At 66.4% G+C, this 25,496-nt stretch carries 23 protein-coding genes and 1 riboswitch; of the genes, 7 read left to right on the top strand and 16 right to left on the bottom strand.

The genetic code is table 11. The features are described from left to right. Nucleotides 1–80: 80 nt before the first annotated feature. From ACZ1J6_RS06825 to ACZ1J6_RS06810, 4 genes are all read right to left on the bottom strand, one after another. Complete coding sequence (locus ACZ1J6_RS06825) at nt 81–461, bottom strand: DUF779 domain-containing protein (RefSeq protein ID WP_431567711.1); 381 nt, start codon at nt 459–461, stop codon at nt 81–83. Between the two features lie 57 nt (nt 462–518). Next, a complete protein-coding gene (gene adhP, locus ACZ1J6_RS06820; protein ID WP_132269242.1) occupies nt 519–1,550 on the bottom strand; it encodes an alcohol dehydrogenase AdhP in 1,032 nt (343 codons plus the stop codon). A gap of 97 nt (nt 1,551–1,647) precedes the next feature. Further along, the gene (gene adh, locus ACZ1J6_RS06815; protein WP_132269244.1) at nt 1,648–3,168 is read right to left on the bottom strand and encodes an aldehyde dehydrogenase; all 1,521 of its coding nucleotides are present in this window, start codon (nt 3,166–3,168) and stop codon (nt 1,648–1,650) included. A 166-nt stretch (nt 3,169–3,334) separates the two neighbouring features. Continuing rightward, nucleotides 3,335–4,306 carry a GAF domain-containing protein gene (locus ACZ1J6_RS06810; protein WP_431567712.1) on the bottom strand — a complete coding sequence of 324 codons (972 nt, stop codon included), beginning with the start codon at nt 4,304–4,306 and terminating at the stop codon, nt 3,335–3,337. A gap of 263 nt (nt 4,307–4,569) precedes the next feature. On the opposite strand from ACZ1J6_RS06810, the gene ACZ1J6_RS06805 reads away from it, so the two are divergent. From ACZ1J6_RS06805 to ACZ1J6_RS06795, 3 genes are all read left to right on the top strand, one after another. Beyond that, on the top strand, nt 4,570–6,156 hold the full coding sequence (locus ACZ1J6_RS06805; RefSeq protein ID WP_431567713.1) for a toll/interleukin-1 receptor domain-containing protein: 1,587 nt from the start codon (nt 4,570–4,572) through the stop codon (nt 6,154–6,156). A 73-nt stretch (nt 6,157–6,229) separates the two neighbouring features. Next, nucleotides 6,230–6,709, top strand: coding sequence for a nucleotide synthetase (locus ACZ1J6_RS06800; RefSeq protein WP_431567714.1), 480 nt, complete (start codon nt 6,230–6,232; stop codon nt 6,707–6,709). Nucleotides 6,710–6,736: 27 nt separating this feature from the next. Beyond that, on the top strand, nt 6,737–8,209 hold the full coding sequence (locus ACZ1J6_RS06795) for a TRAFs-binding domain-containing protein (RefSeq protein WP_431567715.1): 1,473 nt from the start codon (nt 6,737–6,739) through the stop codon (nt 8,207–8,209). 18 nt (nt 8,210–8,227) lie between these two features. Here the strand turns inward: ACZ1J6_RS06795 and ACZ1J6_RS06790 are convergent, their stop codons facing one another. The 4 genes from ACZ1J6_RS06790 to ACZ1J6_RS06775 form a co-directional block, all read right to left on the bottom strand. After that, nucleotides 8,228–8,887: a Crp/Fnr family transcriptional regulator gene (locus ACZ1J6_RS06790; protein ID WP_243654419.1), complete on the bottom strand. Its 660-nt coding sequence runs from the start codon at nt 8,885–8,887 to the stop codon at nt 8,228–8,230. 716 nt (nt 8,888–9,603) lie between these two features. Continuing rightward, nucleotides 9,604–11,298 carry a M28 family metallopeptidase gene (locus ACZ1J6_RS06785; RefSeq protein ID WP_431567716.1) on the bottom strand — a complete coding sequence of 565 codons (1,695 nt, stop codon included), beginning with the start codon at nt 11,296–11,298 and terminating at the stop codon, nt 9,604–9,606. Nucleotides 11,299–11,460: 162 nt separating this feature from the next. Continuing rightward, nucleotides 11,461–12,576: an aminotransferase class V-fold PLP-dependent enzyme gene (locus ACZ1J6_RS06780; protein WP_431567717.1), complete on the bottom strand. Its 1,116-nt coding sequence runs from the start codon at nt 12,574–12,576 to the stop codon at nt 11,461–11,463. A gap of 3 nt (nt 12,577–12,579) precedes the next feature. Then, nucleotides 12,580–13,326 carry a tryptophan 2,3-dioxygenase family protein gene (locus ACZ1J6_RS06775; RefSeq protein ID WP_134093678.1) on the bottom strand — a complete coding sequence of 249 codons (747 nt, stop codon included), beginning with the start codon at nt 13,324–13,326 and terminating at the stop codon, nt 12,580–12,582. A gap of 146 nt (nt 13,327–13,472) precedes the next feature. On the opposite strand from ACZ1J6_RS06775, the gene ACZ1J6_RS06770 reads away from it, so the two are divergent. Beyond that, on the top strand, nt 13,473–13,931 hold the full coding sequence (locus ACZ1J6_RS06770; protein ID WP_465127173.1) for an Lrp/AsnC family transcriptional regulator: 459 nt from the start codon (nt 13,473–13,475) through the stop codon (nt 13,929–13,931). 36 nt (nt 13,932–13,967) lie between these two features. Here the strand turns inward: ACZ1J6_RS06770 and msrB are convergent, their stop codons facing one another. The 5 genes from msrB to ACZ1J6_RS06745 all read right to left on the bottom strand — a co-directional run bounded on the left by msrB (nt 13,968) and on the right by ACZ1J6_RS06745 (nt 18,280). Beyond that, nucleotides 13,968–14,417 (bottom strand): peptide-methionine (R)-S-oxide reductase MsrB, encoded by a 450-nt coding sequence (gene msrB, locus ACZ1J6_RS06765; RefSeq protein WP_314468572.1) that lies wholly within the window; start codon nt 14,415–14,417, stop codon nt 13,968–13,970. Between the two features lie 68 nt (nt 14,418–14,485). Further along, nucleotides 14,486–15,790, bottom strand: a complete 1,305-nt coding sequence (locus tag ACZ1J6_RS06760) for a glycoside hydrolase family 130 protein (RefSeq protein ID WP_431567718.1) — start codon at nt 15,788–15,790, stop codon at nt 14,486–14,488. A 16-nt stretch (nt 15,791–15,806) separates the two neighbouring features. After that, nucleotides 15,807–16,535, bottom strand: coding sequence for a metallophosphoesterase family protein (locus ACZ1J6_RS06755; protein WP_132269264.1), 729 nt, complete (start codon nt 16,533–16,535; stop codon nt 15,807–15,809). Beyond that, nucleotides 16,519–17,307, bottom strand: a complete 789-nt coding sequence (locus ACZ1J6_RS06750; protein ID WP_431567719.1) for a nucleotidyltransferase family protein — start codon at nt 17,305–17,307, stop codon at nt 16,519–16,521. The genes ACZ1J6_RS06755 and ACZ1J6_RS06750 overlap by 17 nt, the downstream gene beginning before the upstream one ends. 70 nt (nt 17,308–17,377) lie before the next feature. Next, nucleotides 17,378–18,280, bottom strand: coding sequence for a LysR substrate-binding domain-containing protein (locus tag ACZ1J6_RS06745; protein WP_431567720.1), 903 nt, complete (start codon nt 18,278–18,280; stop codon nt 17,378–17,380). Nucleotides 18,281–18,427: 147 nt separating this feature from the next. Between ACZ1J6_RS06745 and ACZ1J6_RS06740 the strand changes: the two genes are divergently transcribed. Next, nucleotides 18,428–19,732: an N-succinylarginine dihydrolase gene (locus tag ACZ1J6_RS06740; protein WP_431567721.1), complete on the top strand. Its 1,305-nt coding sequence runs from the start codon at nt 18,428–18,430 to the stop codon at nt 19,730–19,732. 69 nt (nt 19,733–19,801) lie between these two features. On the opposite strand, the gene ACZ1J6_RS06735 is transcribed toward ACZ1J6_RS06740, so the two are convergent. From ACZ1J6_RS06735 to ACZ1J6_RS06725, 3 genes are all read right to left on the bottom strand, one after another. Then, nucleotides 19,802–20,617 (bottom strand): universal stress protein, encoded by an 816-nt coding sequence (locus tag ACZ1J6_RS06735; RefSeq protein WP_132269272.1) that lies wholly within the window; start codon nt 20,615–20,617, stop codon nt 19,802–19,804. 67 nt (nt 20,618–20,684) lie between these two features. Continuing rightward, entirely contained in the window at nt 20,685–21,872 is a 1,188-nt protein-coding gene (nhaA, locus tag ACZ1J6_RS06730) for a Na+/H+ antiporter NhaA (protein ID WP_431567722.1), read from the bottom strand. Nucleotides 21,873–22,027: 155 nt separating this feature from the next. Beyond that, entirely contained in the window at nt 22,028–23,266 is a 1,239-nt protein-coding gene (locus tag ACZ1J6_RS06725; protein WP_465127172.1) for an MlaA family lipoprotein, read from the bottom strand. Between the two features lie 202 nt (nt 23,267–23,468). Next, a riboswitch (SAM-I-IV-variant riboswitch) is annotated at nt 23,469–23,576 on the top strand. A gap of 34 nt (nt 23,577–23,610) precedes the next feature. On the opposite strand from ACZ1J6_RS06725, the gene ACZ1J6_RS06720 reads away from it, so the two are divergent. Beyond that, entirely contained in the window at nt 23,611–24,591 is a 981-nt protein-coding gene (locus tag ACZ1J6_RS06720; RefSeq protein ID WP_431567724.1) for a homoserine O-succinyltransferase, read from the top strand. Between the two features lie 168 nt (nt 24,592–24,759). Further along, nucleotides 24,760–25,485 carry a TorF family putative porin gene (locus tag ACZ1J6_RS06715; protein WP_431567725.1) on the top strand — a complete coding sequence of 242 codons (726 nt, stop codon included), beginning with the start codon at nt 24,760–24,762 and terminating at the stop codon, nt 25,483–25,485. Nucleotides 25,486–25,496 lie beyond the last annotated feature (11 nt).

Raw genomic sequence — 25,496 nt, 5'->3', positions numbered from 1 at the left:
TCGGGGTTGCTGCGGCGCGCGGGGTCTGCGGGCGCTCTGGGTGACGTTGCGGTTGCCAGCGCAGCGGGCAGCGCCAGCCTTCAGGGCGTGCCCGAACCCTTGTCCAACTGCCGCAACTCGTCCTCGGTGAAGACGCGGCCGCGCGTCAGGAAGCGGCGTTCGCGGCCGTTGTCCAGGCTGAACATGCCGCCCCGGCCGGGAACGACGTCCAGGATGAGCTGGGTATGCGCCCAGGCCATGCCTTGTGCCCGGCCGATGTAAACGGGCGCGCCGCTCACTTCGCCGAGCAGGATGTCGCCCTCGCCGATGCGGAACTCGCCTTGCGGGTAGCACATGGGGGAAGACCCGTCGCAGCAGCCGCCCGATTGGTGGAACAGCACCGGACCGTACTCGGCGGTCAGTTCCGCGACCAGTTCAAGTGCCGCCGGGGTGGCGGCGACCCGTTTTACCTCATTCGTCACCCCGGCGAACTCCTGTTCTCTTCGTTCGACCTTGCGTCGTTCCGCCTTGCTGCAGCCTCATCCGGCCATGTCGAGGACGACGCGCCCTTCGATCTGGCCCTTGTGCATGCGATCGAAGATGGTGTTGATGTCCTCGATCTTCGCGGTCTCGACCGTTGCCCTGACTTTGCCTTGCGCTGCGAAATCTATGGATTCCTGTAAGTCCAGCCGGGTGCCGACGATCGAGCCGCGCACGGTGATGCCGTTGAGCACCATGCCGAAGATGTTGAGCGGGAAGTCGCCGGGTGGCAGGCCGTTGAGCGCCACGGTGCCGCCGCGTGCGGTCACGCCGATGGCCTGTTCGAAGGCTTTCTCGCTTACCGCCGTCACCAGCACGCCGTTGACCCCGCCGCCGGTCTCGCGCTTGATGATCGTGGCCGGATCCTCGTTGCGGGCATTGACCGTGATCGTCGCGCCCAGCCTGCGGGCAAGGTCCAGCTTGCCGTCGTCGATGTCGATCGCCGCGACGTTGAGGCCCATGGCAACGGCATATTGCACGGCCATGTGGCCCAGCCCGCCGATGCCGCTGATCGCCACGTAGTCGCCGGGCCTGGTGTCGGTCATCTTCAGGCCCTTGTAGACCGTGACGCCTGCGCAGAGCACCGGCGCGATCTCGGTGAAGCTGATATTGCCGGGCAGATGGCCGACATAGTTGGGATCGGCGACCACATAGTCCGCAAAGCCGCCGTTGACCGAGTAGCCGGTGTTGAGCTGGGTTTCGCAAAGGGTTTCCCATCCGCCCAGGCAATGCACGCAGTGGCCGCAGGCGGTGTAGAGCCAGGGCACGCCCACCCGGTCGCCCTCCTTCACATGAGTGACGCCCGCGCCGACCTGGCTGACATAGCCTACGCCTTCGTGGCCCGGAATGAACGGCGGGTTGGGCTTCACCGGCCAGTCGCCCTCGGCGGCATGAAGGTCGGTGTGGCAGACGCCGGAGGCCTGGATCGCCACCTGGATCTGGCCGGGGCCGACTTCGGGAACCGGTACTTCATCGATCGTCAGCGGTTTTCCGAATTCACGCACGACGGCAGCCTTCATGGTCTTGGCCATTGCAACACTCCTCTCGGGGGATAGTCAAGTGATCGGGGGTTGGGGGGCGCGCGCCGCGAGCGGGAGAGAGCGGTGCGGCGCGCGCCGGGGGTGAAGCTCAGAAGAATCCGAGCTTCCGGGGGCTGTAGCTGACCAGCATGTTCTTCGTCTGTTGGTAGTGGTCCAGCATCATCTTGTGGGTCTCGCGCCCGATGCCCGACTGCTTGTAGCCGCCGAAGGCCGCATGGGCCGGGTAGGCGTGATAGCAGTTGGTCCAGACGCGCCCGGCCTTGATCTCGCGGCCGAAGCGGTAGCAGGTGTTGGCGTCGCGGCTCCACACGCCCGCGCCGAGCCCGTAAAGCGTGTCGTTGGCGATGGAGAGCGCTTCGTCCGCGTCCTTGAAGGTGGTGACCGAAACCACGGGGCCGAAGATCTCCTCCTGGAAGATCCGCATCTTGTTATGGCCCTTGAACACCGTCGGCTTGACGTAATAGCCGCCCGCAAGTTCGCCTTCCAGCTGCGCCGCCTCGCCGCCGATCAGGATCTCGGCGCCTTCCTGGCGGCCGATGTCGAAGTAGGAGAGGATCTTCTCGCGTTGTTCGGAGGATGCCTGCGCGCCGATCATCGTCGCGGGATCGAGCGGGTTGCCCTGGACGATGGCGGCCACGCGCTGCAGGGCGCGCTCCATGAAGCGATCGTAGATGCTTTCCTGGATCAGCGCGCGGCTGGGGCAGGTGCAGACTTCGCCCTGGTTCAGCGCGAACATCACGAAGCCCTCGATCGCTTTGTCGAAGAAGTCGTCATCGGCGGCGGCCACGTCCTCGAAGAAGATGTTGGGAGACTTGCCGCCCAGCTCCAGTGTCACCGGGATGAGGTTCTCGCTGGCGTATTGCATGATGAGGCGGCCGGTCGTGGTCTCGCCGGTGAAGGCGATCTTGGCGATGCGGCTGGACGAGGCGAGCGGCTTGCCCGCCTCCAGGCCGAAGCCGTTGACGATGTTGAGCACGCCCGGCGGCAGCAGGTCGCCGACGATCTCCGCCCAGACCATGATCGAGGCCGGCGTCTGCTCCGCGGGCTTGAGCACCACGCAATTGCCTGCCGCCAGGGCCGGGGCAAGCTTCCAGGCGGCCATCAGCAGCGGGAAGTTCCAGGGAATGATCTGGCCGACCACGCCCAGCGGCTCGTGGAAATGGTAGGCGACGGTGTCCTGGTCGATCTCGCTGATCGAGCCTTCCTGACCCCGGATCACACCGGCGTAATAGCGGAAATGGTCGATGGCGAGAGGTACGTCGGCGGCCAGGGTCTCGCGGATCGGCTTGCCGTTGTCCCAGGTCTCGGCCGTGGCGAGGCGCTGCAGGTTCTCTTCCATGCGGTCGGCGATGAGATTGAGCACGCGTGCGCGTTCGGCGACGGAGGCCTTGCCCCAGGCGTCCTTGGCGGCATGAGCGGCGTCGAGCGCGGCCTCGATGTCGGAAGCGTCCGAGCGGGCGATCCGGCCCACGACCTGCCCGGTGATCGGGGAGATATTGTCGAAGTAGCGACCGGCCTTCGGCGCGACCCAGGCACCGCCGATGAAGTTGTCGTAGCGTTCTGCGAAGGGGGCCTGGAGTGCGGTCCGGTCCTGAACAAGTGCGTCCACGGATATATCCTCTCTTGCGGCGCCTGATGGCGTCTCGTCGAGGATGAGTGTTGCGCAGTGGAAAGGATTGCGGAAGCGGGTGGGGGCGGGCAAGCCGGCCTTGGTGTCTCACCCGCGAGACAGTTTGCGGATTTCTCCTGGGCCCGATGACCTGAGCCCGATGGCGCTAGCGCGAGAGGCCGGCCTTGGCCATGCGGCGATAGAGGGTGGCGCGGCCCACGCCCAGGATGCGCGCCGCCGAACTGGCGTTGCCTCCGGCCTGCGCCAGCGCCTGGCGCAGGACGGTGCGGTCGCCGTCCTCGAAGGAAGGGCCGGACGACGCCGCGCCCAGCACCTGGTCAAGCGGACGGGGGCGGCAGAGCATGGCGTCCGTGAGCCGCAGCCGCGTACGCGCCCCGCGGCTGGCGCCGATCACCAGGTCGTCGCGGTCGGTGGCCAGGAGAGCCGTGCCGTGAACCGGATCGTCGGCCAGGAACACGATGCGCGAACCGGCGAAATGCTGGCAGAAGTAATCGCGTTCGATCCGGCGGGCCGCGTCACGCACCAGGGCGGAGACGAGTTCCGCCATCGCGGGGCCATGGTCCTGGCGGTAGCTGGAGACGTCGAGAGCGCCCGCCAGCCGCCCGTGCGGATCGTGGAGCGGGGCGTCCATGCAACTGATGCCGACATTGCGGCTGGCAAAGTGCTGGTCGCGGTGAATGACGACGGGCTGGTCCTCGAAGAGGCAGGTGCCGATGCCGTTGGTGCCTTCCTCCGCCTCGCCCCAGCGGCCGCCTTCCACAAGGCCCACCGCGTCGAACTCGGCGGCGTCGCCATCGCCCACCCGGCGGTCGAGCACGATGCCGGTCGGATCGCTGAGCACCACGCCGCAGCCCGATCTGCCGACGGAACGGTACATCTGGTCCAGCACCGGGCCTGCCACGGCCAGCAGGGCGGCATGTTCGCTGCGCCGATGGCCAAGGGTGGCAAGGTCCACGCGGGCGCGCTTGGCGCCCGTGCCGGGATCGAGTCCATGGTGGAGGAGAGAGCGGCACCATGACGCCGTCACGGCCGAAACACCGGCGCTGCTCGGCGAACGTACCGCGTCGATAACCACATCGATGTGGCGCAGCTCGGGGCTGGGGCCGTTCCGACTCATCGCATCTCCTGCGCGCAGGATCACGGTTGCAACCGATGAAGTCAAACGGCTCCTCTGGGAACGGCGCGATCTCAGGGAAAATCCCGGTTCACGCGCGAAATTTCGCAGCGCTTTTCGAACGTTGCACCGCCCTGCCCATCTGGTAGGGGAGAAGACGGCGGGACTCTGGGGCGACGAACAGGCGGCGGGCCGCTATTGAACCATAAGGGATGGAGCCGATTCAAAGGCTTTCAGGGGCGTTGGCAGATGGTCGTTTATTGCCGATGACGGCGGAACAGGACATCGCGGGGAATGAGGGAACGCGCCGCTACCGCGCGTTCCTGAGCTATAGCCATGCCGACGAGCGCTTTGCCGGCCAGTTGCATCGCTGGCTGGAATCCTATCGCATCCCTGCGCACCTGGTCGGCACCGTCACCCGCGCGGGGGAAGTTCCGCGCCGCGTCACGCCGATCTTCCGCGATCGCGCCGAACTGCCCGCGGCCTCCAGCCTCGACCAGGAAGTGCGCCAGGCGCTGTCGCAATCCGATGTGCTGCTGGTGCTGTGCTCCCCCGCGGCGCGCAATTCGCGCTGGGTCGATGCCGAGATCGAGCTGTTCCGCAGCCTCCATCCCGACCGGCCGGTGATCGCCGCGCTGCTGGAGGGAGAACCGGAGGACAGCTTCCCGGTCTCGCTGGTCGGTCCCGATGCGAACGGCGTGGTCCACGAACCGATCGCGGCGGATTTCCGCGCCGAGCATGATGGGCGCAAGCTGGCCCGGCTCAAGATCGTCGCCGGCCTTACCGGCATCGCGCTGGACCAGATCATCCAGCGCGATGCGCAACGTCAATTGCGCCGTGTGATTGCCATCACGCTCCTTACGGTGCTGCTTACTTTATCCATGGCCCTGATGCTTATCTTTGCGCTGCGTGCGCAAATGGAGGCGGAACATCAGCGACAGCAGGCCGAAGGATTGATCGAGTTCATGTTGACGGATCTCAGACAGCGGCTGGAAGGCGTGGGCCGCCTGGATGTGCTGCAATCGGTCAACGAACGCGCGCTCGATTTCTATGCCGACCAGTCGGACCTCAAGGCCCTCCCGGCCGACTCGCTGGAACGCCGCGCCCGCATCCTCCATGCAATGGGGGAAGACGACCACAAGCGCGGCGACCATGCCGGCGCCCTGGCCAAGTTCAGCGAGGCGCACCGCGTCACCGGCACTTTGCTGACAGCCGATCCGCGCGATCCCTCGCGCATCTTCGCCCATGCCCAGAGCGAATTCTGGCTCGGCTACGTGGACTTCATCGCCAAGCGCTACGACAAGGCCCTGCCGCGGTTCCTGGCCTATCGGGCGCTGGCGGAACACCTCGTGCGCCTGGTGCCCGGCAACCAGGCCTATTGGCGCGAACTGGCCTATGCGGAAGGCAATATCTGCACGATCGCCGTCACCCGGAAGGGGCCGGAAGAGCAGCTTGCCGAATGCGGCAATGCGCTTCGCACGATGGAGCGGGTGGCCCGGATGGAGCCGCAGGACCGCAGCCTCGATGCCGATATCGCCAACCGTCACGCCTGGATGGCGGACGCCCTGCGCGCGCAGGGGCGCGACGTGGAAGCGCTTGGGGAGCGGGCGAAGCAGGCGGCCATCGTGCAGCGCCTGGTGCGGGAAGATCCCAAGAACGCCACCTATCAGCAGGACTGGATGCTGGCGCGCTATTCGAATGCGCAATTGCTCTATAGTCTCGGCGAGAAGGGGCGTGCGGAACAGTTGCGGGACGAAGCGCGGGACGATGTCGCCCGGCTCATCGCATCCGATCCGGAAAACAACGACTGGCGGCTCTGGCAGATGAAGCTGGCCCGTCCGTTGGAAGACTGATCCGAATCCGGGCCTCCCTTCAGAAGCCGGCGGCTTCTGAAGGGAGGCTTTTCAGAAGTTTAGAGGAAAACGCATGTCTACGCTCAATTATACCCAGTACGGCCTCTCGCCGTCCTTCGATCTCGGCCTGTCGGACGATGCCACTGTCGTGCCGTTCCGCGTGACGCTCGAAGTCGTGGATGAGCAGATTTCGCTGCATTACGAAGTGGTGGACGGCAAGGATCTGGACTACATTCCCATCACTTGCGACAGCAAGGTGGAGATCGAACTGGTAGGCGACCAGCTCTATTTCTCGAAGCAGTGGGATGCCATCACCACCAAGGAAGCGCTCTCCTCATTCTATGGCGGCCTTGAATACAGCAAATACGACGAGGAACTCGATCGCTACAAGGTCGTCCGTTTCCAGGCGCGTTTCAATCGCGGCGGGAAGTTCGGGACCAGGCACCCGTTCAACATCAACGTCGACCTGCTGCAGGGCACCCGCTGCGACCCCCGCTGGATCGGTCTTACCATCGATCCCGACATCAAGAACCCGCCGCCGCAGCGCTTCTGAATTTCCAATCCTCCAAGGGGTGCGCCCGTGACTCTTCCTGCCCTTGCCAGAATCAGGCAGATCGCGCGTGCGGGCGACACCCTGCGGGCCTGGCGCATGTTCGAGGAAACGGGCCTCGGCGCCTCTTCCGCCCCCGATGCGCTCAGCCTCAAGGGCCGGCTGCTCAAGGATCGCGGGCTGCGCAGCCTGGGCGGCGACCGGGCCAGCCTGCTCGAACAGGCTCAGGAGGCCTACCTGCAGGCCGCGGGCGGCCGCCCGGCAACTTATCCGCTCATCAATGCGGCCACCATCGCCTTCCTCAACGACCGTCCCAAGGAGGCGCGGGATATCGCCAGCCGTATCCTGGACATCCTGGCGAGCGGCGCACACGAGCCGGAGACACGCTACTGGCTGGGCGCGACCGAGGCCGAGGCGCTGCTGCTGCTGGACGATCCGCAGGCGAGCCGCGAAGCGCTGGAACGGGCCATGCAGGCGGCCCCGGAGGCCTGGGAAGACCACGCGGTAACGCTGCGGCAGTTTCGGCAGATACTCGAACGGCTGGGCCGGTCGCCCGACTTGTTCGATCATCTTCAGCCGCCGCCCAGCCTCTATTTCTACGGGATCATCGGTCTTCCGGACGACGAGGCCGAAGTGCGCGCGAAGCTGGAAAGCGTGCTCGACGAGATCCGGCCGGGCGCCGTCTTCGGCGCATTGGCGGCCGGTGCGGACATCCTCGTGGCGGAAATGACCCTGGCGCGCGGCGCCAGGCTTCATGTCGTGCTGCCGACGGCGATTGCACGGTTCCGGGAAATTTCGGTCGCGCAATACGACAGCCAGTGGGGCGAGCGGTTCGATCGCCTGATCGAGGAGGCCGACGTGGTCGAGGTGCTGGGCGGCAATGCCGGCCTGTCCGAGGCGGCGATCCTGAACGGCGCGCGCGTGGCCATGGGTCTTGCCTTGCGCCATGCACGAAGTCTGGCGACACGGGCCTTGGCGCTCCATGTCTCGCGCCCGACCGACGATCCGGCGCTTGCCGAAACCGAATGGCGCGCACAGGACCTGCCGGTCTGCAAGGTGAACCTCGAAAACTGGCTACCGGCACGGGGCGGGGCACTGGACCCGGCCTCGAACCTGGCGATCGTTGCTTCCGCGGAGCCGCTGCCCGCGATTGCCGGTCATGAACCTGTCGCGCAGGTGCATGGGGAAGGCGGTGAAATCCTGGGCTTTGCAGACCTGGTGACGGCCATGAGCTATGCGGAGGCGGCCCTGCGACTCGCGCCGGAGGTCCGTCTGGGGCTCGACAGTCGGGCCGTGGCGGTGGAGGAAGCCTTGGAAGCTTCGGGCGAACTGGCCGTTCTGCTGGCCCGCGCGGCCCCGCCGGGCAGCATCTGTGCATCGTGGCCGCAAGTGGCCGCGCTGGATATCCTGGCGCCGCGCTACCGTTTCGAATCGGCGGGGGAGATCGTCACGAGCCTTGGCGACGTGCCGATCGGGTTGTTCTGCCGCCTCACTGCCGCCTGATCGCAGCGCGAATCGTTTTCAGCAGATCAACTCGGCCAGCATGCGCGGTGCATGGATGGTGAGTTGCTCGTCGTCGCGGCTGATGATCCCGCGGCGGATCAAGGCGGCGATGGCGCGCGACGCCGTTTCGCGGGTGGTGTTGGCGCCGAGCGCCAGAGTGGTGACCCGGGGCGAGGGCACGATCCGGTCGCGACCGTCGGCCAAAGCGACCAGTTCGGCATAGACCCGCCCGGCCGCACTATACGTCATGCGGGTTACCATGCGGTCCAGCGCGCGGTCCAGCTGGCGGGCGAGGAGCCGCGCCATACCCGCCGCGATCTGGACGTTTCCGGCCACGAGTTCGGCAATTTTCGGGGCTTCGGCGCAGAGTAGCTGGCAATCCAGCAAGGCGCTGATCTCGGCGCGGTGCACCGTGGCGGCCGGATAGGCGCCGAAGAATTCTCCAGGCCCATGCTGCGCCACCTGCTGGCGCTGCCCTTCCAGCCCATATGTCTCGACTCGCAGTGCGCCGTCGATGACCAGCCAGCAATTGTGCGAGGGTTCGCCCTGGCGGGCCAGGATGTCCTTGGTGGCCAGGCGCTGCGGAATCAGGACGCGGGCAAGGGACTCGGCAGATTGCCGATCGCACCGAAAAATCGCCCCGATAGCCTCGATCTGACTTTCGAAATCCAAAGACACAGCCCCTTAGCCGATGCGGCGAACGCCGCACGACTGCATCGGGCTTAACCCATCCAGGCGGGTTAGGGGAAGAAGCTAGGTGTCGATTCCTGATGAGGCGTGATCCCCGTCACGCGCCAAGGGCAATTCAAGGCGTACACAAATGGCGCGACCCGAAGGCGGCTCGTACAGAGCAGCCCTATTCCTTGGCCCGGAGGTCTTTATGGCCTTCGGGCCATTTTTTTATGTGCCGACGTGCTCGTCGAGGGCTTCATGAAGCGCCTTTGCGAGTTTCCCGGCCGGGCGATGCAGTTTCAGGCTTCGGTATCGAAGGGCCTTGTTTCGGCCTCTTTATCGGCGTGCGAACGTTTCGAAGTGCGACCCGAGGACGGGTTTGGAAGTGCGGCTAGTTCTTGTTTCGTCGCAATGAATTGCTGCCGCAGAGCTGCGATCCGAACAAGTGAAAAAAAAGTCATTGCGGTGTTAAAAAGGCAGTATTCCGAAGGACATCGGGAATGTCTGCTGGTGCCGTTGCACCTGACCGAATGTGCCGGTCTTGGCGGAACTCCTTCATTCCATTCGAAGAAAAGGATCCGGGGCCGTGGTTTGCACGGTTCCGGACAGAGTAGACCGGAACGGTCCTTTCTTGAACGCGGCGGCAACTGGCCCGGCCGGCTGCATGGCCCCGACGCCGTTTTCCGGCGCCGGGGCAATGCATCGACCTGGCTTTGCCTGCCTTACTTGCGCGAGGCGGAAGTCGCGTCGCGGGCGGCGCGGAACTCGCTGTCCTGCGACCAGTTAGGCCAGTCGCGGCCGTTAGCCAGGCGGTTGCCGACGCTGTAGAGCAGCGTCATGTCGCTGTTCCAGCCGGACGTGTTCCAGTTCGGATCGTATTCGTCGGCCGGCTGGTGGTACTTGTCGCGCGTGTAGATGTCCGACAGTTCCTTGCCGCGGGCGTCGCCGCCGTTGACGAGTTCACGGCCCGGGCTGAACGAAATCGCCGGGACGCCGCGCTTCGCCATCGGGAAGTGGTCCGAACGGTAGAAGCTTCCCGCTTCCGGGCGCGCATCGGGGGTATAGTGGCGGCCCAGCTTCTGGCCTTCCTCGGTCAGCATGGTCAGCAGATCGAGCTTGGCCGCGCCCGAGATGCTGAAGTTGGTGGTCTTCTCGATCGAGAGCGGGCCGTCCATGTTGATGACGCCGGCCGTCGTCGCCAGCGGGCGCAGCGGGTTGTCGGCATAGTATTCCGAGCCGAGCAGGCCCTTTTCTTCCGCTGTCACGGCCAGGAACAGCACCGAGCGTTCCGGCTTCGACCTGGCGAAAGTCCGCGCCAGTTCGAGCAGCGCTGCCGTGCCGGAGGCGTTGTCGCGCGCGCCGTTGTAGATGCGGTCTCCCTTGGCATCGGGCAGGCCGACGCCGAGGTGGTCCCAGTGGGCCGAGTAGATCACGGTTTCGTCCGGATACTTCGAGCCGCGCACCAGCCCGGCCACGTTGTGCGAGGTGATGATCTCCGACTTCACCGCATAGTCCGCGCTCATCGTTGCCTTCAGCGGCATGGCCTTGAAGTCCGTCTTGCGCGCAGCGGCCTTGGCGGCTTCGAAGTCCAGACCCGAAGCCTTGAAGAGCTGCACGGCGAGGTCCTTCTGGATCCAGCCTTCCATCTGCGTATGCGCGGCCTTCGGATCGGCGCGGACGATGTCGAACATCGTGTTGGTGTTGCTGTTCTTGACCGTCGCCCAGCCGTAGGAGGCGGGCTCGCTCTCGTGGATCACCAGCACGCCGGCCGCGCCCTGGCGGGCGGCTTCCTCGTACTTGTAGGTCCAGCGGCCGTAATAGGTCATCAGCTTGCCGCCGAAATCGGCCCCGCCATCAGCCGCACCGCCGCCTTCGAAATCGGGATCGTTGACCAGCACGACCATGATCTTGCCCTTGAGGTCCACGCCCTTGAAGTCATCCCAGCCGCGTTCCGGGGCCTTGACGCCGTAGCCGACGAAGACCAGCGGCAGGTCCTTGATGGCCACCGAGGACTGCCCCGTTTCCGCAGCGCGGACGGCGATCTGCTGGCCCTGCGACAGGGGCGTGGCGGCACCGCCGATGGTCATCGCCAGGCTGGGCGCGCCGACGATCTCCGACTTGCGCAGCGGTACGTCCTGGAACCAGGTGCCCTTCTGCCCGGCCGGCTGGAGGCCCGCGGCCTTCATCTGCGCGGCGATGTAGTCGATGGTCTTCTTTTCCGCCGGGGTGGCCGGGCCGCGTCCTTCGAAGGCGTCGCTGGAGAGCGTCTTGATGTCGTTCGAAATGCGGGCGACGTCGAAGGCGGGTGCGGCAGGCGCCGCCAGGGCCACGGAAGCCATGGCCGATGCCGAAAGAAGGCCGCCGAGGGCCAGAGCGCGCAGGGCGCTGCGCGAGGCGCGGAACGTGGGGGAGGTCATCGATACTCCTTGGCCGGTCGGCCGTTGATGGCGTGCTGAATCGGGTCGATCCAAGGCGGCCGATGATGCCGATCCCCCAACGTATGTCGATATGTATACCTTATGATTTCGACAGTCGCGGACGCCGAATGCCTGCACTATCGACGATGGACCGCGGTCCGATCACGAAACGAGGCGAAACTCCAGCCCGGCTTCGGTGATCGCCCGGCCCAGTGCCTGCGCTTCTTCCGGGCTGTTCCAGGCGTGGAACGAGGCCCGCAGGCAGCGGCCGCGCACGTCGTAGCGGAAATCGCCGGGCGCGAGCACCGCGTGAAGACGGTCGACATCGGCGAATTCCAGGCAGAGCGTTCCGCCGCGGCCGGTCATGTCGATCGGCCGGTCCACGGCCTCGGCAAAGGCGGCGATGCAGTCCCGGTTGTGGCGCAGGATCCTGTCCTGCCCCAGCGCGGTCACCGTCTCGATGCCGGCAAGGGCGAGCGCGAAAGGCGCGATGGACGGGCTGCCGCCCTGGAACCGGCGCGCGTCGGCAGCGGGGCGGAAGCTGCGGATGTCGAATTCGTAAGGGTCTTCGTGGCCGAACCAGCCGAGGTCGAGCGGCTCGATGCCGGGCGTCAGATCGCCGCGCAGCCAGAGCCACGCGGCGCCGGGGCCGCCGCAGAGCCATTTCACGCTCGATCCGATCACAGCGTCCGCGCCCCAGGCGTGCGGTGCTACCGGCAGGATCCCGGCGGACTGGGCGGCATCGACGATGGAGAGCGCCCCGTGGCGACGGGCCATCGCCGCGATCTCGGCAAGCGGAGAGGTGACGCCGGTGTTCGAGTGAACGTGCATGGCGACGACCGCCGCCACGCTCTCGTCGAAATGGCTTTCCCAGGTGGCGGCGTCGCCGGGCGACTGGGCCGCGGGGATCAGCCGTGTCTCGAAGCCCAGTCGTTCCAGTCCCTGCGCGACGTAGCCCACGGTCGGAAAGGCCTGCTCCGACATCAGCACACGGTTGCGCTCCGGGGTCGGTCGCAGCCCGGAGAGGAGCGAGAACAGCGCGGAGGAGACACTCTGCTGCGGCGCGACTTCGTTCGCCGCCACGCCGATCAGCCCGGCGAGGGCGGCGCGGAACTTCTCGATCGTTTCCAGCCATGGCCACCAGGCAGCGCCGCCGGTGGTCTGCCATGGTTCGAGATAGCACGCGTCCAGCGCGGCGCGCGCCGCGCGCGGCAGGCAGCCGACCGAGTGGCTCATCAGATAAGGGCCACCCTCGGGAACATGGAACAGGTCACGCATCGATCACTGGCTCGCCTTTTCCGCAATGCTGTCGCGCACGCGGCCATAGTCATGGCCCCATTCGTCGGTCATTTCCACGCGCACGTCCCAGAGCTGGGGGAAAAAGCGATGTTTCGCACCGGCTTGGAGCAGATCGACGGAGCGCCCCTTCAGCGAAGCCGAGCCCATGCCGATCGATCGGTGGATGAGGAACAAGTGATGCCAGCGGAACTTGCCGAAAAGCTCGTCCAACTCCATCAGCGCCTCGGCGACGGCGTAAGCTTCGTCATGCGCATAGCCATGATCGTAGATGTCGCGCACCGTCCGCCCGGCGCCGGAGACGTAAGCCGCGTCGAAAGTCTGCCAGAGATCGGGGATGATGCGGAGCAGCACGCGGAAGCCCGGCGATTCCTGGCCGCTGCCGTTGCCGAGCTGGAGGCGGATCTGCTGGTATTCCTTGGGCGACATGGTTTCCAGCAGGTCGAGCTGCTCGGTCATCATACGCATGATGCGGTGGCAGCGGCCGAGCAGGGTGGTCACCCGAAACGCCTGCTTCGCGCGCAAGTGCTCGTCCACGGCGACGATCGTATAAGCCATGAGCTTCATCCACAGCTCCTCGACCTGGTGGACGATCTGGAACTGCAGTTCGTCGGCATTGGCCAGATCGTCGAAGGGCTTCTGGCAGGTCAGCAGACGATCGGTCTGGAGATAGAGTTCGTAGTCGAGCGCGGCGGGCGCTTCGAGCAGTTCGTAGACCTTGCGGCGTTCCATGTTGTCTTCCCGGGCTTGCTGTGAGAGGACATTAGCACTGGCCGGGCGGGACATTGGTCCCAATCCACAAGCCATGGGCTATTCCAGAAGAACGATTGGCGCGGTGCGGTGACGATGAGAGAACGGACGTTTCGGTGGAGAAGAGCATGACCCTCGACGCGGCGGACAAGCGCATCCTGGCGGCGCTGGAGCAGGACGCGCGGCTCAGTTTTGCGGGGCTGGGCGAGGTGGCGGGGCTGTCCAAGACGCCAAGCTGGAAGCGGGTCCAGGCCATGGAGAAGGCTGGCGTCATCACCGGCTATCGTGCGGTGATCGACCCGGCAGCGATCGGGCTGGGCACCAGCGCCTTCGTCCATGTTTCTATCAAATTCGACCGGCACGAGGCGTTCGAACGCGCGGTGCTGGATGAAGCGGCGGTGCTGACGTGCCACGCTGTCGTCGGGGATTTCGACTATCTGCTTCTGGTGATGACCGGCGGTGTTCCCGACCTGGACGACTTCCTGCGCAACCGCCTGCGCCGGCTTCCGGGCGTGCGCCACTTCAACACGACGCTGGCCATGCGCGACGTGAAGCCGCGCGCCTACCTCACCGATGCCGCAAGCTGACAGCAAGGGCACGGTGAGGCATGCGGTCGGGCCGGATCAGTCGATGTCTTCGACCTGGTCGATGTAGCTGGCGTAGCCTTCGTCCTCCATGTCCTCGCGGGGGACGAAGCGCAGCGAGGCGGAATTGATGCAGTAGCGCAGGCCGCCCCGATCGCGCGGGCCGTCCTCGAAGACGTGGCCAAGATGGCTGTCGCCATGGGCCGAGCGCACTTCGGTGCGGGTCATGCCATGGGTGTGGTCCACCAGGTTGTTCACGTTCGCCGGTTCGATCGGCTTGGTGAAGCTGGGCCAGCCGCATCCGGATTCGTACTTGTCCGAGGACGCGAAGAGCGGTTCGCCCGAGACGATATCGACGTAGATGCCGGGCTTCTTGTTGTTCAGGTATTCGCCCGATCCGGGGCGTTCGGTGCCGCTGCGCTGAGTGACGTGGAACTGCTCGGGCGTCAGGCGCGCGATGGCTTCTTCGGTCTTTTCGTAAGTCGGCATGGATCGGTTCTCCTTGCGGGCGAAGATGGTGATCGAAGCGGGCCGTGAGAAGGGGGGCTTCGACGTTGTCAGGCCGGAACCAGCACGCCGAGCAGATCGTCCAGCGAGCAGGTGGCGAAGCCGGTAAGCTCATCGCCGATGCCGTAAGGCAGAAGCACGCGCCGCCCGTGGATGAGGGCGCCGCAACTGTAGGTCACATTCGGAACGTAGCCGCCGCGCTGTTCGGCGCTGGGAAAGACCAGCGGCGCCCGGGTGCGCTTCAGCACGCGCGAGGGATCGTCGCGGTCGAGCAGGCAGGCGCCGATGCAATAGCCGCGGACCATGCCGACGCCGTGCGTGAACACCAGCCAACCCTCGTCGATCTCTATGGGCGATCCGCAATTGCCCATCTGCACGAATTCCCAGGGGTAGGCCGGCCCGAGGATCGGCTCCCCGCTTTCCCAGGTGAACAGGTCGTCCGAGCGCAGCAGCCAGATGTTCTCGCCATCCTGCCGCCCGAGCATGACGTACTGGCCGTCGATCCGGCGGGGGAACAGGGCCATGCCCTTGTATCCGGTCATCCGGCCTGCCAGCGCGCGCATCTCGAAGGTCCGCAAGTCCACGCCGCGCAGCATCTCCTGCCGCGTGTTCTGGCCGTCGTAGGCCGTGTAAGTGCCGATCAGGAAGCGCTGGCCGTCGTCCTCCACGAACATGACCATGCGGAGGTCCTCCACCCCCTGCCGCTGTTCGGGCAGGACCGGGAAGATCACGGTTTCCGATACGTCCTGGCTGTCTTCGCACTGGAGGCGGACCCAGCCCTCGTTGTCGCTTTCGATGCGGGGCGGGATGCAATGCGGCCACGCCGGGTCGATGGTGACGGTCTCGCCGCCGTCCCAGGAACCGGTGCGGAAGGTTACCGAGGAAATGTGCCCCTCGCCGATGCCGCGCAGCGAGAGCAGGAAGCGCAGGGGCGCGCCGGGGGCAAGCGCCTCCTGCGCTTGCGCCTCGATCGGGATCCGCACGATGCTGGGATTGAACAGGGCGGCGGATTCGAAAGCGTATTCCTGGCTGAAATAGGCGCCCAGCAGCAGGCGGTCGCGGTGGTTCAGCGCGGAGATATCGCCCAGTTCGCCGGCCAGGCTGTCGACCTGGCGCAGGAAGAAGGCGTCGGCGTGGCAATGGCGCTCGCGCATCGGACCCATCACGAAGCCGATCATCCGCTCGCGCACGTCCTCGTCCAGCGAGAGGATGCGCTGGACGATGACCTGGGGCTTGGGCGGGTGGTGATCCGCGAAGGCGGCAGGATAGGCGAAGTGGAAGGGCCGTATCACCGTGCGCGCGGGATCGGGCCGCAGCTCCAGGTCCAGCTTGGTGAAGACGTCGGCGGCTTCCATGCTCCGGCGCTGTCGCTCAGACGTCCAGCAGGGCGTAAGGGCGCCCGAACCGGGCGGAGACCACGAACTGCGCGCAATTGTAGACCGGCACGCCGCGCGTGGTCTTGCCCTCGTACGTGCCGCGATGGGCGTGGCCGTGGACCACGGCCTTGACGTTCTCGAACCGGTCCACGGCATCGGCAAGGCGGGAGGAGCCCAGGAACGGGAAGATTTCCGGCGGTTCGCCCGCGACCGTTTCCGGGATCGGGGCATAATGGAGCACGGCCACCGTCCGCTCCGTCCGCAGCGAGCGCAGGCCGTTCTCCAGCTTGCGCGCCTCGTTGAGCGATTCGTCGACGAAGCTCTTGATCGCCGCCTCTCCGAAGGCCCCCAGCTCGCCGCGCCCGAAGCCGCCGACGAACCCCTTCACCCCCGCAAAGCCCACGTCCTTCACCACAACGGCCTGATCGTCGAGGATGGTGACGCCGCCCTGGCGCAGGATATTGGCGACTTCCTCCGGCTGTCCGCATTCGTAGTCATGGTTGCCCAGCACGCCCACGACGGGGATCGAGCAAGCCGAGAGATCGGCCGCCAGGCGCTCGGCCTCGCCGGTCTTGCCGAAATTGGTGAGGTCTCCGCACAGCGCCAGGACTTCGGCATTGTCGGAGATTTCGCGGAACAGGTCGCGGTAGGAGCCGCCGTCCTGCTCGGTGACGTGAAGGTCGCCGATCGCCGCCAGGCGGAGCGTGTCAGACATGTCGTTCATGCTTCTCGTCCAGTCCTTTTCCTACCAGGTCCGCAAAACCCCATTCGCTGATGTCGATCACGTAGTCCCGCGGGGAAAACAGGCGTCCGCGGCAGATCCGCACTTCGGCGGGGGGCAGCTCGGCCTGGGCGCGGATGCGTTCGATCAGCGTGTCGAACAGCCAGCGCGGGATCGCCTCGCGCTCGGTGGGGTAGATGAAGCGGAAGTTGAGCACATGGAGCAGCAGGACTTCCCAGTGCAGTTCCATCAGCGAGAGGAGGCGGTGCCAGTCGATCGCGTCATGCTTGCGCAGGATGGTATGGGCGATGTCCGCTCCGTCGTACCGATAGCGATCCTGGATGAAGGCCTTGGAGACGATGAATTCGGTCGGCGGGGTGATGCGGACCTGGGTGCCATAGACCTCGGCCGTGAAAACATCGCTGAACCAGGCGTCTGTGATCGGGATCGATGCGGAGGACATGTTGAAGATCACATCGAAGAAGTTCTTTCCGGACCATACTTTGGCGATCCAGCGCTCGTCCTCCACGGTGACGTCGTAACCCTCCTGCTTGAAGCGGGCGAGCAGCCGGGGGGCGTCTCCCGGCTTGCAGAACACGTCGATATCCTTGGTCGGGCGGACGACGCCGGTGTGGCAGGTCAGCGCATATGTGCCGGACAGCAGGTAGGGGATGTCCCAGGACCCCAGCAGTTTCAGGCTGTCGGCATAGAACGCCGCCGCCTCGGGGGGCGGGTCGAAACTGTGCGGTTCGGTCGGCGTCGGAATTTCGAGCATGCTAGGGGGTGCGCCTGATAGAGGGTGTCCCCGATCAACCTTGCGCCGCGCCGCTTTGTTCCATGACAGATCATGGCTGGGGCCGGCACTCCTGCGCCAGCCATGCCCGAAAGCGGCCCAGCGCGGGGCTTCTGCGCGCGTGTTCGGGGTAGGCCAGCCAATAGCTGCGGTCTTCGGCCAGCGGGGCGTCGATGGGGATCACCAGCTCGCCGGCTTCCAGTTCGGGCGCGATCAGGAAGCTGGGGAGGAGTGCCGCGCCGCCGCCGGCCTTTACCGCCTGCGCCAGCATCAGGAAATGGCCGAGGCCGGGCAGTCCCTCCATGGCCGGCGCAGCGATCCCGAACATCGCGAACCAGCGCGACCAGGCATCGCGCCGCGCGGACTGCACCAGCAGCGGCACGCGCAGCAGGTCCTCCGGTGCGGCGATCCCGTGGCTGTCGCGCAGGCCTGGCGCGACGACGGGCACGACATGCTCCTGGAACAGCAGGTCGTGCTCCGCGCCCGGCCAGTCCGCTGCGCCAACGTGGATGGCGGCGTGGAAGGGCTCGGCGGAGAAATCGAAGATGTCGGTGCGCGCGGCGATGTTGACCACCAGGTCCGGGTGCTGCCGGGTGAGCCGCGGCAGGCGGGGGGCGAGCCAGCGCATGCCGAAGCCCGGCAGGACGGCCAGTTCGATCACATGCTCCGGTTCGGGGTCGATCAGGCGGCCGGTGGCGCGCCGAATTGCGGCGAGCGCGGGGGCAATCTCCTCCAGATAGGCGCTTCCGCCCGCGTTCAGCACCACGCGGCGGCCATGCCGGTCGAACAGCGCGGTGCCGAGCCAGCTTTCGAGATTGGCGACATGGCGGCTCACCGCGCCTTGCGTCAGCCCGATCGCCTCCGCGGCGCGGGAGAAGGATCCGAGGCGGGCCGCGGTCTCGAAAGCGTGCAGCATGGCCATCGGTGGCAGGTAGCGGCGGTCCTCCGGCTTCATTCCATTCGCTCACATCGTCATGCGTGGAATTGGGGTTATTAGCGGAAAAGATATCGGCCAACATGCCAAATATGCATGAAGATCGCCGCGCTTGGCCGCGCGGACCCCTTGTGCGACGGTGTTGCAGGGGCTGGAAGGAGCTGCGGGATGCGCGAGATCAATTTCGACGGGCTGGTCGGGCCCAGCCACAACTATGCGGGCCTTTCGCTGGGCAACATCGCTTCCGCTTCCAATGCCGGCGCCACGTCGGCCCCGCGCATGGCGGCGCTGCAAGGGCTGGGCAAGATGCGGCGCATGCTGGCACTGGGCCTGCCGCAGGGGCTGCTCCTGCCGCAGGACCGGCCCGATGCGGACTGGCTGCGCAAGCTGGGCTTTTCGGGCAGCGACGATGCGGTTCTGCGCGCCGCCTGGGAGCAGGACCCGGCGCTGCTGCGCAATGCGTTCTCGGCCTCATCGATGTGGACCGCCAATGCCGCCACCGTCTCGCCCGCGCCGGATACGGCGGACGGACGCTGCCATCTGAGCGTGGCCAACCTCTCCACCATGCTCCACCGCGGCATCGAGCATGACCAGACCTTCCGCCAGTTGCGGCTGGCCTTTGCCGACGCGCGCTTCTTTGCGGTTCATCCGGCCCTGCCGCCCGGTCTGGGGGATGAAGGCGCCGCCAATTTCATGCGTCTGGGCGAAAGCCACGCGGAGCGGAGCCTGGAGGTCTTCGTCTACGGAGAGCGCGCGGTCCAGGGCAGTGCAGGGCAGGTCTTTCCTGCCCGTCAGCACCGCGCGGCCAGCGCGGCCATCGCCCGTCGCCACGGCCTTGCCGCCGCCGATCATACGCTCGTCCCGCAAGGCGAGATCGCCATCGCGGCGGGAGCCTTCCACAATGACGTGGTAGCCGTAGCCAATGAAAACGTGCTGTTCACTCACGAACAGGCCTTTGCCGACCGCGATCTGGTCTACCGCGTCCTGCGCCAGCGAGTGCCGGGCGCGGTCATCGTCGAGGCACCGGCCGCGCGGATAAGCCTCGACCTCGCGATCCGCACTTACTTGTTCAATTCGCAGCTGGTGACGCTGCCCGGCGGAGACATGGCGCTGATCCTGCCGCAGGAGGCGCGGGAGGCCTCTGCTGTCTGGGAATGGCTGGAGGAAGTGGTCGCGGCGGACAATCCCATTCGCCGTCTGGAAGTGGTCGACGTGCGCGAATCCATGCGCAACGGCGGCGGCCCGGCCTGCCTTCGCCTGCGCGTTGCGGTGTCGCGGGAAGCCCATGCCGCCATCGATCCGCGGTTCCTGCTGGACGAGCACGCCTGCGACCGGATCGAGGCGGTGATCGCGCGGGAATGGCCGGAAAACATCGCCCCTGAGGACCTCGGCGAGCCGGACTTGTGGCACCGCTGCCGCTCCGCGCGCGCGGCCTTGCTCGATGTGCTGGGCTTCGCAGCCGGAGAGCTTTGAGGCGGGCCAGGTTTCTGGTTCGCCGGATCTTCCAGGTCATCAGGTGATTCCACCCGATTGGAACATGCTTCAGCCTTCGGGTGTCTTTTTGACGACAAGCGTATCGGCGGCAATCCAGCCCAGCAGCGCCGAAGTGTTGCTGCCGAAAGTCGCCTGCGCCAGTCCGCTCCGGTCGCGGCTGCCCACGACCACGAGATCGGGCGCGAACTGCGTTATGGCGCGGGCGAGCACTTCGTCGGGCGCGCCGAGTTCCAGGCGCGGCGTGATCCTGGCGGCAAGCGCCGCCGGCAGGGCTTCGTTAGCGAGAAATTCGTCGAGCCGCGCGCCTGCCTCGCGCCGCAGTTCCTCGCGCATGCCGTCGGAATCGACCCAGCCGCGAAACGGTACGTGATAGGCGTGAACCACCTCGATCGGTACCTGGGGGAAGAGTTCGCCGGCAGTGCGCAAGGTCCGCAAGGCATCGACCGACAAGTCGACGGCCACCAGCATGCGCCGGTACGGCGTGCGGGCGCGTTGCTTGACCACCAGCACCGGAGCGGCGGCATTGCGGATGATATGGTCTACCGCCGTGCCCAGGAAATAGTCGCCGAGGTGATTGAACCGGGCGATGCCGGTCACGATGAGCGAGGGGGCAAGGTCCTGCGCCACGTCGGCAATGGTGTCGGGGGCGGGACCGGCGGGCAGGAGGATGCGGACATTGCCGGGATCGGCCGGCAGCGTCTGGCGCACGTCGTCTTCGGCCACGCGTTCCTCGGGGCGGAGGGCGTGGAGCACGCACGTCTCCACCTGCCATTGTCCGCCGAGCATGAGCGCCCGATCCACCGCGCGGTCGCTTCGCGGGCTGAGATCCGTGGCGACGAGTACCGGTCCCCGTTGTTCTGCCATGCGCGGTCCCTTCTCTTTCTTCGTTCCCGGGCCGTCCGGCCTTGCGGCGCCCGGATGTTCAGTCCTTTCAGGCCGCTTCGACCGGAGCCTTCCGGCGCGAAGCCGTGAGGCGCAGGACGGCGAATCCGGCCAGGGCGGACACGATGGAGCCGCCCAGCACGCCGATCTTGACCTCGTCGATGAGGATCGGATCGCTGAAGGCCAGTCCGCCCACGAAGAGGCTCATGGTGAAGCCGATGCCGCAGAGCAGGCACATGCCGTAAGTCTGCATCCAGGTGGCGCCGCTGGGCCGCTTGGCGATGCTCAGACGGGCGCAGAGCCAGAGCGCCAGGAACACGCCGATCTGCTTGCCCAGGAACAGGCCCCCCGCCACGCCCATGGGAAGCGGCGCGATCAGATGCTCCATGCCCAGCCCCGCCAGCGAAACCCCGGCATTGGCGAAACCGAACAGCGGCACGATGGCATAAGCCACCCAGCCGTGAAGCCCGTGTTCGAGGCGGTGCAGCGGCGATTCCTCGCTGTCCGGCGCGCCGGGCGTGGCGCGGATCGGGATCAGGCTTGCGGCCAGGACGCCGGCGATGGTCGCATGAACGCCCGACAGCAGCACGGCCAGCCAGAGCGCCGCGGCCAGGATCAGGTAGGGCCACAAGGCCTTCACGCCCACGCGGTTGAGCACGAACATGACGCCCATGATGACGCCGGCCGCCAGCAGGGCGGCGCCGTTGATCTCGCTGGTATAGGCCAGCGCGATCACCGCGACGGCGCCCATGTCGTCGACGATGGCCACCGTCGTCAGGAACAGCTTGAGCGAGGCGGGCACGCGCTTGCCGAGCAGCGCCATGACGCCGATGGCGAACGCGATGTCGGTAGCGGCGGGAATGGCCCAGCCGCGCGCTAGTCCGGGCGTGGACCCGGCGATGGCGAGGTAGATCGCCGCCGGGCAGACCATGCCGGCGGCCGCGGCGATCGCGGGCAGCGCGCGATCGGACCAGGTGGACAAATGTCCGTCGACGAACTCGCGCTTGATCTCCAGGCCGACGAGCAGGAAGAACAGCGCCATCAGCCCGTCGTTGATCCAGTGGGCGAGAGACATCGGCCCGATCATGACGTGCAGCGTGTGGAAATAGGTGTCGGCAAGCGGGCTGTTGGCCACGATCAGCGCCAAAGCTGCCGCGACCATCAGCAGGATGCCGCCGGACGCCTCACTGTGCAGGAAGGCGCGCAGGGCGGAACGGGGGCGCTTGAGCAGGGGCATCGATGTCGAGCGTTCTCGTCGGGATGGCGGGTGGGAAAAGGCGGCGGACATGGCCCGATGCCTTTGCAGATACCGGCCAGCCTAACCGGGATGTGGCCCGAAGGCCACCCCAAGCGCTGCACTCCCCGCCGGTTTCCGGCAGGAGCCTCCGTACTTTAGGGCGTGGGTACCGTTTCGAGGGTGGGCACGGGAGCGGCAGGAGCGGCGGTGGTGGCAGGAGCGGGGGCGGGCTCGGAAGGGGCCGGCTGGACCGGGGCCGCGGGGGGACTGCCCTGCGGTGCGGGCACGGCGGGCTGTGCCGGTGTCTGCTCCGCCGCGTCCTTCGTCGCTTCGGCCTTGGCTTTGGCTTCCGCTTCCGCTTCCGCTTCCTTCGCCTTGGCCTCGTCCTTGTTGTCGGCCGTCTTCATGCTCGGGCCGTAGACCGGCACCACGTCGGGCGTGATCCGGCCGTGGAGCGCCTCGATCTCCGCCTTGCGCTGCCTCAGGTAGAGTTCGCGGTAGGCGGCGTAAGGCTTGTCTTCCTTGCGGATCTTGTTGATCCGCTCGTCGAAGGCCGCGCGCTCGCCCAGTTGGTCGACGATGGTCATCGGCAGCACGACCGCCGGATTGGTGAAGGGCTTGCCGACGACGGCGGGCACCAGCAGCCTGTCCACCGAATCGCCGATGATGTCGCGCAGCGTCGTCGGGCCGACGATCGGCAAATAGAAGAACGGACCGGGGCCGACGCCGTAATAGCCCAGCGTATTGGCCAGCCCATTGGGGCGATAGGGCAGGTTGAACGGCTTCTTCTTGGCCACGTCCACCAGGCCGGCCACGCCTAGCGTTGTGTTGATCGCGAAGCGGCCTGCGGTCTCCGCCGCCTTGCCGGGCTTGAACTGCAACAGGTAGGCGGCGAAGACCACCGGCTCGCTCAGGTTGGTGAAGAAATTGCGCAGCCCCTGGCGGACGGGGCGCGGCAGGCCCTTGTTGTAGGCCTTGGCGACCGGCTCCAGCACGGCCTGGTCGACGGCCTGGACCGCCTTGAAGGATTCGATGTTCAGCTTCTGCAGCGGATCGCCCGGCGGTGCCGGTTCGGGCGCAGTGACGACGATGACCGATTCGGGCTCGTCGGAAGCGGCTTCCGGCGGGGTGGCAGAGGCGGCCGGCGCAGACGCGTCAGGAACCGTCGGGGCCGGATTTACCGGGGCCGGATTTACCGGGGCCGCAGGATCGGAGACCGGCGGAGTGGTCTCATCGGCAGGCTGAAGTGCCGCCAACTGAAGGGCGCCAACTTGCGGGTTGCCAACTTGCAGATCACCCGCCTCTGCCGCGGTATCGACGGCGAAGTGAACAGGAGCGTCGGGCACCGACGGGCCCGTCATCAACAACGCCACGGCGGCAGCCGGCAAACTCATTCGATGGTCCTTAGCATATCGCGGTCTCTGCAGCGAAGACGATTTTTCCGCGATCAGGCAATTCCGCTGGGCTTTCCGGCCGCTAGGCTCGATTTACGCTTTCGTCAATTGGACCGGCCGATGGCTGTCGCATCGCCCAAGCGCCCATTCGCCGCCTCTCGGACAGGCCGTTGCAAGATCGGGCCGAAGCGCTTATGACGCTTCCCAGCATCAAGAGTTGGGATGACGCCCAACGCCAACCTGCCGATCCGGGCAAGGTGGCACTCCCCTTGGGGAGGATGTGGCCGACCCGGCAATCAACGGATCAAGCCACCAGCGTCATCCCCGAAAGAGGACCGACGCAAGTGCCCATCAAGATTCCCGACGATCTGCCCGCCCGCTCCATCCTGGAAGCCGAAGGCGTGGCCGTGATGCGCGAAAGCGATGCGGTGCGGCAGGATATCCGTCCGCTGCGGATCGGGCTGCTCAACCTCATGCCCGACAAGGTCAGCACGGAAACGCAGCTCGCCCGCCTGCTGGGCGCCACGCCCTTGCAGATCGAGCTGACCCTGGTGCGGATCAGCGACCATGTCGCCCGCAATACCTCGGCCGAGCATCTCGAAGCGTTCTACCGCCCCTGGTGCGATGTCCAGCACGAGCGGTTCGACGGTTTCATCATCACCGGCGCCCCGGTGGAGCGCATGGCCTTCGAGGAAGTGCGCTACTGGCCGGAGCTGCGCCGCATCTTCGACTGGACGCGTACGCACGTCCATAGCTGCCTGACGATCTGCTGGGCCGCGCAGGCCTTCCTCCACCACTTCCACGGCGTGCCCAAGCATGCGCTCGACGCCAAGGCCTTCGGCGTATTCCCCCATCGCAACCGCGCGCCGAACTCGCCGTTCCTGCGCGGCATCTCGGACGAATTCGCAGTGCCGGTCTCGCGCTGGACGCAAGTGCGCCGCGCCGACCTGCCAGAGGGCGGCGATTTGCGGGTGCTGGCGGAGAGCGACGACAGCGGGCTCTGCCTGCTCCACGATCCGGCCCGCCGCGCGCTGCTGATGTTCAACCATCTGGAGTACGACGGCGACACGCTGGCCAACGAATACAACAGGGATGGCGGCCCGATCCCGGCAAACTACTACCCGAACGACGATCCCTCGCTGCCGCCGATCAATGCCTGGCGTAGCCATGGCCACTTGTTCTTCGGCAACTGGATCAACGAGATCTACCAGACGACACCTTTCGAGGCCGCGTCCATCGGCCAGTCTGCGCGGGGCGAGGCGGCAGCGGATGAACGGGCCGCAATCGAGCAGGCCGGTGGGCCGGTAGACCTGGCCCCGGCGTAACTTCGATGCCGCGCCCGGCCCGGCCGGTCGCGGAATTTTTTCCAGTCGAATGAAGCATTTGTAAATTTCTGTTGCCGGGATCGGCGGGGAGCGACGCGCATCCCGGCCGTCCGGGGGCATGGCGTCCTATAATGCCACTGCCCCCTATCGTCCCATAACAGGACTTCCATGCATTTCGCTTCTTCCGCCGGGTTGGTCCTGGCGCTGTTCTTCCTGCCCGTCACTGCCCAGGCCGCCGACGATACGCCCGACTTTTCTGTCTCGGGTGCCGCCACGATCATCAGCGACTATCGCTTTCGCGGAATTTCGCTGACCGGCAAGGATCCGGCGGTCCAGGCGACGATCAATCTCTCGCACAAGAGCGGGGTCTACCTCGGAACCTGGGCCTCCTCGCTCGACATGGGCGATCGCTACGGCCCCACGGAGGTGGATTTCTACGGCGGTTGGGCCGGGACGGTGGCTGCCGCCACCACGCTCGATGTCGCCCTGGCCTATTACAGCTATCCCGGCGGCGAACGCCCGGCGACGGGGAGCGGCGCGGCGAAGATCGAGTATTTCGAGACGACCGCCCGGCTCACTCACGATTTCGGCCCGCTCAGTGCCACGGTCGGTTCCGGCTATAGCTGGGACCAATCGGCACTCGGCGGCGACCACCTCTATCTCTTCGGAGAGACCGCCGCGCCGATCCCCGGCACGCCGCTGACGCTGAGAGCGCACGGTGGCCGCAGCAAGGGCGCGATCAGCCCGAAACCCGGCGGATATTACGACTGGTCGCTGGGCGCCGACGCGGCTCTCGGACCCGTCACCCTGGGCCTTGCCTATGTTGACACCGATCTGGGCAGCGCCTCCGCTGCCGATGCCGCCGCGCTCTTCTCGCTTACCGCGGCCTTCTGAAGATACCTCCT

It is taken from the genome of Novosphingobium sp. BL-S-21 (assembly GCF_055521655.1).
Note: the sequence above shows the minus strand (reverse complement) of the source record. Positions and strands in the feature narration are given on the sequence as shown.

Coding starts and splice junctions, on each gene's coding strand:
- ACZ1J6_RS06750 (WP_431567719.1), bottom strand. CDS start 17,307: ATGCTCGAAATTCCGACGCCGACCGAACCGCACAGTTTCGACCCGCCC.
- ACZ1J6_RS06785 (WP_431567716.1), bottom strand. CDS start 11,298: ATGACCTCCCCCACGTTCCGCGCCTCGCGCAGCGCCCTGCGCGCTCTG.
- ACZ1J6_RS06735 (WP_132269272.1), bottom strand. CDS start 20,617: ATGGCAGAACAACGGGGACCGGTACTCGTCGCCACGGATCTCAGCCCG.
- nhaA (WP_431567722.1), bottom strand. CDS start 21,872: ATGCCCCTGCTCAAGCGCCCCCGTTCCGCCCTGCGCGCCTTCCTGCAC.
- msrB (WP_314468572.1), bottom strand. CDS start 14,417: ATGCCGACTTACGAAAAGACCGAAGAAGCCATCGCGCGCCTGACGCCC.
- ACZ1J6_RS06780 (WP_431567717.1), bottom strand. CDS start 12,576: ATGCGTGACCTGTTCCATGTTCCCGAGGGTGGCCCTTATCTGATGAGC.
- ACZ1J6_RS06745 (WP_431567720.1), bottom strand. CDS start 18,280: ATGAAGCCGGAGGACCGCCGCTACCTGCCACCGATGGCCATGCTGCAC.
- adhP (WP_132269242.1), bottom strand. CDS start 1,550: ATGGCCAAGACCATGAAGGCTGCCGTCGTGCGTGAATTCGGAAAACCG.
- ACZ1J6_RS06760 (WP_431567718.1), bottom strand. CDS start 15,790: ATGGAAGCCGCCGACGTCTTCACCAAGCTGGACCTGGAGCTGCGGCCC.
- ACZ1J6_RS06755 (WP_132269264.1), bottom strand. CDS start 16,535: ATGAACGACATGTCTGACACGCTCCGCCTGGCGGCGATCGGCGACCTT.
- ACZ1J6_RS06775 (WP_134093678.1), bottom strand. CDS start 13,326: ATGGAACGCCGCAAGGTCTACGAACTGCTCGAAGCGCCCGCCGCGCTC.
- ACZ1J6_RS06805 (WP_431567713.1), top strand. CDS start 4,570: ATGACGGCGGAACAGGACATCGCGGGGAATGAGGGAACGCGCCGCTAC.
- ACZ1J6_RS06810 (WP_431567712.1), bottom strand. CDS start 4,306: ATGAGTCGGAACGGCCCCAGCCCCGAGCTGCGCCACATCGATGTGGTT.
- ACZ1J6_RS06725 (WP_465127172.1), bottom strand. CDS start 23,266: ATGAGTTTGCCGGCTGCCGCCGTGGCGTTGTTGATGACGGGCCCGTCG.
- ACZ1J6_RS06740 (WP_431567721.1), top strand. CDS start 18,428: ATGCGCGAGATCAATTTCGACGGGCTGGTCGGGCCCAGCCACAACTAT.
- ACZ1J6_RS06770 (WP_465127173.1), top strand. CDS start 13,473: ATGACCCTCGACGCGGCGGACAAGCGCATCCTGGCGGCGCTGGAGCAG.
- ACZ1J6_RS06800 (WP_431567714.1), top strand. CDS start 6,230: ATGTCTACGCTCAATTATACCCAGTACGGCCTCTCGCCGTCCTTCGAT.
- ACZ1J6_RS06715 (WP_431567725.1), top strand. CDS start 24,760: ATGCATTTCGCTTCTTCCGCCGGGTTGGTCCTGGCGCTGTTCTTCCTG.